This window comes from Mycobacteriales bacterium (assembly GCA_036497565.1).
Lineage (GTDB): Bacteria > Actinomycetota > Actinomycetes > Mycobacteriales > QHCD01 > DASXJE01.
Map to the genome: position 1 here is coordinate 1 of DASXJE010000109.1, position 4,903 is coordinate 4,903.

The following is a 4,903-nucleotide window of genomic DNA, read 5'->3' on the forward strand; positions in this document are numbered from 1 at the left end:
GAAAGTCAGCAGACACGGCGCGCACCCGGTCGTTATGGTCCGTCGACGTGTGGGTTGCGGTCGAGCGTGGTCGATGCGTTCTCGGGAATGCGTTTGACGCCGACCAGCTACTCGTTTCCACGATGTGATCAGGCGAGCTGAAAGGGCTGCGGGGTGCCGACCGTCATAGCGTCGCGGCAAGATAGCGCCATGCTCGCAGGCGGTCCCTTCCTCGGATGCGCTGCTTGGCCATTGCCATGACCGGAAGCGAAGCTTCGACCTCTCCCCCTCCCTTGCCGCGCTGGTTCGGACCTAGAGCCAGCCCAGATGACCCGGCCGTCTCGGCCCTGATCGCCCGCGTCGCGCGAGGGGCCGGATGGGCAGACATTGGCGGTGGGTTCAACCTCAACGTGCGGATAGACGCTGAGCCGCCGGTTGTCCTCCGGGTTCACAGGCCCTGGGTCCGCCGCGGGCGGGTAGTGGGACTGCGGCGCCTGCGGGAGCGGCTCCAGCGGACGCAAGTCCGCGTCGCTCGGCCGATTCGGATTTCCGGCTGCGATCTCGTGAGGGTCGCTGATCGTTGGGCTGAGCTTGAGGAGTTCATCGATCACATTGAGCCACGGGCGGACGAGGACTCCTACCTCCGCCTATTCGAGGAGCTCGGACGCGTTCACACTGCGCTCAAAGCAGTCTGGGAGCCCAGCCCGCCCGAACCCTTCGACGACCACAGAACCTTCGGCCAACTGCGTTACTCGGTCGGCTTCACACGCCGCAGGCTCGGACCCCGCAGCGAGCCGGTCGTGCATCGGATGCGCCAACTGACTGGCGAGCTCTCCAAGCTCTGGAAGGAGGTCGAACTGCCATGCACTCCGATTCATGGGGACTACAAATTGGGGAACGCGGGCGAACTGTCAGACGGCTCATGGGCCACCTTCGACCTGGATTTTGCGAGGGTTAGGGAGCGGCTGTACGACGTCGCGGCCAGCCTGCACCATGCCGCACAGCGCGGCGAATTGCTCGAGCCGCGACGACTGCTCGCCGCCTACGAAGGCACGGCTCCGGAACCGCTGACTCGCGACGAGCACCGTTGGCTCCCCGGGGCTGTAGCTCTAATACCCTTGCACTGGGCTGCCACCGCAGGGCTCGTGGGCGAAGGCATCCACGAGGCCGAGAGGGCAATGACCGCCGCCGAGGCCTGGTGGTCGCGCCGGGTTGAACTCTCGTCGTAGTCCGGCGGCCGCGCTGGGACTGGAATTCTCGGCCGAGCTCCGACTCCGCCTCGGTAGTGGGCGTCAGGCTTGGACGGCGTCTCGTACGTCAGCGCGGTTGAGCATGGTCATGCACCATGCGAAGTGGCCCTCCGACAGGTCCGTGCCGAAGCAGCACGCTGTTGTCAATGCGTAGGCGGCGCGATAGACGGAGTACCGGTGGTGATCGTGTCCGAAGGCCGGCACGAATGCCCGATCCAACTCGCCTTCAACGTCTGCCGCGCTTGGCCCCCACATGTCAAAACAACTCGCTGTGATCGCGGCGTCGAAGGCGGGGTCTCCCGTTGTGCTCAGGAAGCCGAAGTCGAGGACTGCGGTGGCGTGACCGCCAGATGCCAGGACGTTCGCTGCGATCAGGTCGCCATGAACAAGGCTGGGGGTAGCAGGAGGCAGACCTCGAAGGGCCGTGACTGTCGCCGTCGCAACTGCGTCAACATCGGGAAGAGCCGCTCGGAGTGCGGACTCGAACCGATCCGCTCTTCGCGCTACCAGGGCTGCGAGCTCTGTTTGGAACGGTGCGTTCGCGGCGAGGGGCGGCTCGTTCGGCAGCATGGGAAGAGTCCGCAAGGTGGGTTCCCCCGGGACCGCGGCGATCGCGGCTAGTGCCTCGGTCATGGTGTCGATGATCCCAACGTTGAGAGCCGGTGACGTGCCGTCAGCCCTCCACACCGGATCACCTGTCAGTCGCTCCTCAATGGTGATGAGAGTGCCGTCGACTTCCCTAAGGTCCAGGATGTGCGGCATCGCGACCGCGAGGCCGATTGGTCGAGCGACGTGCAACGCGTCGTAGAAGTCACGCAGTAACCCAAGATCGGTCAGGCCCCGACCGGACCACACCTTGGCCACGGTCCCATCGCCCAGGTCCGCAACTGTGCCTTCACTCCCCCACCCAAGCACTCCTTGATGTATCAGCCCGGCTCGCTCGAGGACGACAAGCGCCTCGATTTCTTCACCCCGCACCCCCGCACGATCGCATACGGCCCAGCCGTCGGCTCATCGGCTGCATTAGATGGACAACGCCCTTCTCCTCGGCTGCATGTCCAGCGCGACCAGCAACGACCAGCAGCTGCGCCGCGCATCGTGCACCTTGATCCGGTGCACCCCCGACCGCTCACACCGAGCGTCGAAGGCACGATTGAGGCAGCGCAGCCCGGCACTCGCCCCGCCAACACGGTTGCGCTCTGACCGCCACCGGCCACCTGCCCGCGCGCAGTGCCACCCGCATGACTGCCCGTCGCGGGACCATGGAACTGCCCGGCTCATCCGTCGGTCGGAGCACCCGCCGCTGTCGGATCGGCAGGTACTTGGTGCAGAGCGCTGAGCACCCGCTGGTGGGTGAGCCACCCCACCAGCTGGGTGCGGTCGTCATCCAGTACGGGGATCGCGGCCGTCAACGACGCGTCGAGAACGTTGAGAGTCTGGTCGAGCGTCGACGTGCATGTGACCGTCTCGGGGAGCTCCACCACGCTGCCCACGGTGGCCGTGTCGTGGTCGCCGTCGGCGAGGGTGTCGGCGACCGCGCGGGCGGTGACGATGCCGCGGTAACGTCCGGCGGTGTCGGTGACCGGGAGTTGGCCGTAGCGGGTGCGGGCCAGCAGCTCGGCCGCGTCGAGCAGCGTCGTGTCCTCGGTGAGCGCCGGCCCGACCTTCTGCATGACCTGCCCTGCGGTCACCGCGGTGAGCGCGGTCGAACGGACCGGCGCGTCGAGATCCACTCCGCGGCGGCGCAGTTTGAGCGTGTAGATGGTGTCGCTGGTCAGCAGATGGCTGACGCCGGTCGCCAAGGCGATCGCGGCCATCAGCGGCAGGATGATCCCGTATTCGCCGGTGAGCTCGAACATGATGATCACGGCGGTAATCGGGGCGCGCGCCGCCCCGGCGAACACGGCCCCCATCCCGATCAGCCCGTACGCGCCGGTCGGCCCGGTGAGACCCGGGACCAGGTCGTGCAGGATCTGCCCGTACGCGGACCCGAGCATGGCGCCGATGAACAGGCTGGGTGCGAACACCCCACCGGATCCTCCGATGCCGATCGTGAGACTGGTGGCGATCACCTTGCCGGCGAGCAGAACCAGCAGAAAGCCGATGGCGTATTTCCCGGCCACGCCACGGCCGAGCACCGGATAGCCGACCCCGTACATCTCCGGCAGCACGAGCAGCAGCCCGCCGAGAACCACCCCGCCGACGGCGGGACGAAGCCATTCCGGACCGTGCCAGACCCGGTCGCACACGTCCTCGATCAGGTAGAGCACCCGGGTGAAGGCGACCCCGATGACCCCGGCGAACAACCCGAGCGCGGCGAACAGCACGTACTCGGCGAGATGGTGCACCGTGAACGGCGGCAGGTGCAGGAACGCCCCGCCGCCCAGGGCGGCGCGGCCGATCACACTCGCCGTCACCGACGCCAGCACCACCATGCCGAAGGACTGCGCGGTGAAGTCGCGCAGAATGAGTTCCATCGCGAAGAACACCCCGGCCAACGGAGCGTTGAACGTCGCGGCGATCCCGCCGGCGGCACCGCAGGCCACCAACACCCGCATGCGCGACTCCGCGACCCGCAGCAGCGACCCGAGCGAAGAGCCCAGCGCCGAGCCGATCTGCACGATCGGGCCCTCCCGGCCCACCGATCCCCCACCGCCGATGCACAGCGCCGAGGCCAGCGCTTTGACCGCGGCCACCTGAGGGGCGATCCGGCCGCCGCGGCGGGCGACCGCGTACATCACCTCCGGCACCCCGTGGCCCCGGGCCTCCCGGGCGAAGAAATGCACCAGCGGGCCGTAGAGCAAGCCGGCGATCACCGGTGCGAGGACCACGAACCACCGGCCCAGCCCCGGCACGTGCGGGTTGCCCGCATGACCGGCGGCCGAGTAGTCCGGGTGCCCGGACAGCGCCAAGGTGAACTCCTTGATCAGCCACCGGAACACCACAGCACCGCCGCCGGCCCCGGCGCCCACCACAACCGCCAGCACCAACAATCCCGAATTTGACGAGCGCAGCGCCGTCAACAGCCGCGGCCGCCCGGCCTGCAGCGGCACGCCGGCGAAACGCCCCGGCCACCAGCGCGACGGAGCATCATTTCCAGCGCCAGCTGACAAGTCCACAGCTGCATTATGCAACAATTAGCCTAGCTCGCGATGAGAGGGGTGGTCCGAGGTGACCGCAGCGCACCGAAGGAACCCCAAGCAGGTGGCCCAAACGGGTGAGCCCCGCTCCGGCGACGTCGACGACTTCGTCACCGCCCTGCTGGCCGCCTCCCGCGTGCTGGTCGGCGTCGCCGCGCGGTCCCTCACCGAGATCGAAGACACCGTCACCGTGACACAGTTCCGCACCCTCGTCGTCCTCGACGGACACCGTGACGGCGTCAACCTCAACGGCCTCGCCGAACAACTCGACGTCGCGACGTCCACAGCAGCACGGATGGTCGACCGACTCCTCGTCGCCGGCCTGGTCACCCGACAGGAGAACCCGACCAACCGCCGCGAAGTACTCCTCGGACTCACCCCCGACGGGCGACGCGTCGTCCGCACCGTCACCACCCGCCGCCGCAAACAGATCGCCCGAATCGTCAAATCCATGCCCACCGAACGACGCAGCGAACTACTCGAGGCACTCGCCGCCTTCGCCGCCGCCGCCGGCGAAGCCAACCCCGACCCCGC

At 67.9% G+C, this 4,903-nt stretch carries 4 protein-coding genes; 2 read left to right on the forward strand and 2 right to left on the reverse strand.

Annotated elements, in window-relative coordinates:
• Positions 1 to 236 precede the first annotated feature (236 nt).
• Complete coding sequence (locus VGH85_09625; GenBank protein ID HEY2174053.1) at positions 237 to 1,208, forward strand: phosphotransferase; 972 nt, start codon at positions 237 to 239, stop codon at positions 1,206 to 1,208.
• 63 nt (positions 1,209 to 1,271) lie between these two features.
• Here VGH85_09625 and VGH85_09630 read toward each other — a convergent pair whose 3' ends face one another.
• The gene (locus VGH85_09630; protein ID HEY2174054.1) at positions 1,272 to 2,207 is read right to left on the reverse strand and encodes a phosphotransferase; all 936 of its coding nucleotides are present in this window, start codon (positions 2,205 to 2,207) and stop codon (positions 1,272 to 1,274) included.
• A gap of 299 nt (positions 2,208 to 2,506) precedes the next feature.
• Complete coding sequence (locus VGH85_09635) at positions 2,507 to 4,348, reverse strand: chloride channel protein (GenBank protein ID HEY2174055.1); 1,842 nt, start codon at positions 4,346 to 4,348, stop codon at positions 2,507 to 2,509.
• 85 nt (positions 4,349 to 4,433) lie between these two features.
• On the opposite strand from VGH85_09635, the gene VGH85_09640 reads away from it, so the two are divergent.
• Positions 4,434 to 4,903, forward strand: a 470-nt coding sequence (locus tag VGH85_09640) for a MarR family transcriptional regulator (protein HEY2174056.1), incomplete at its 3' end; no start/stop codon positions are given.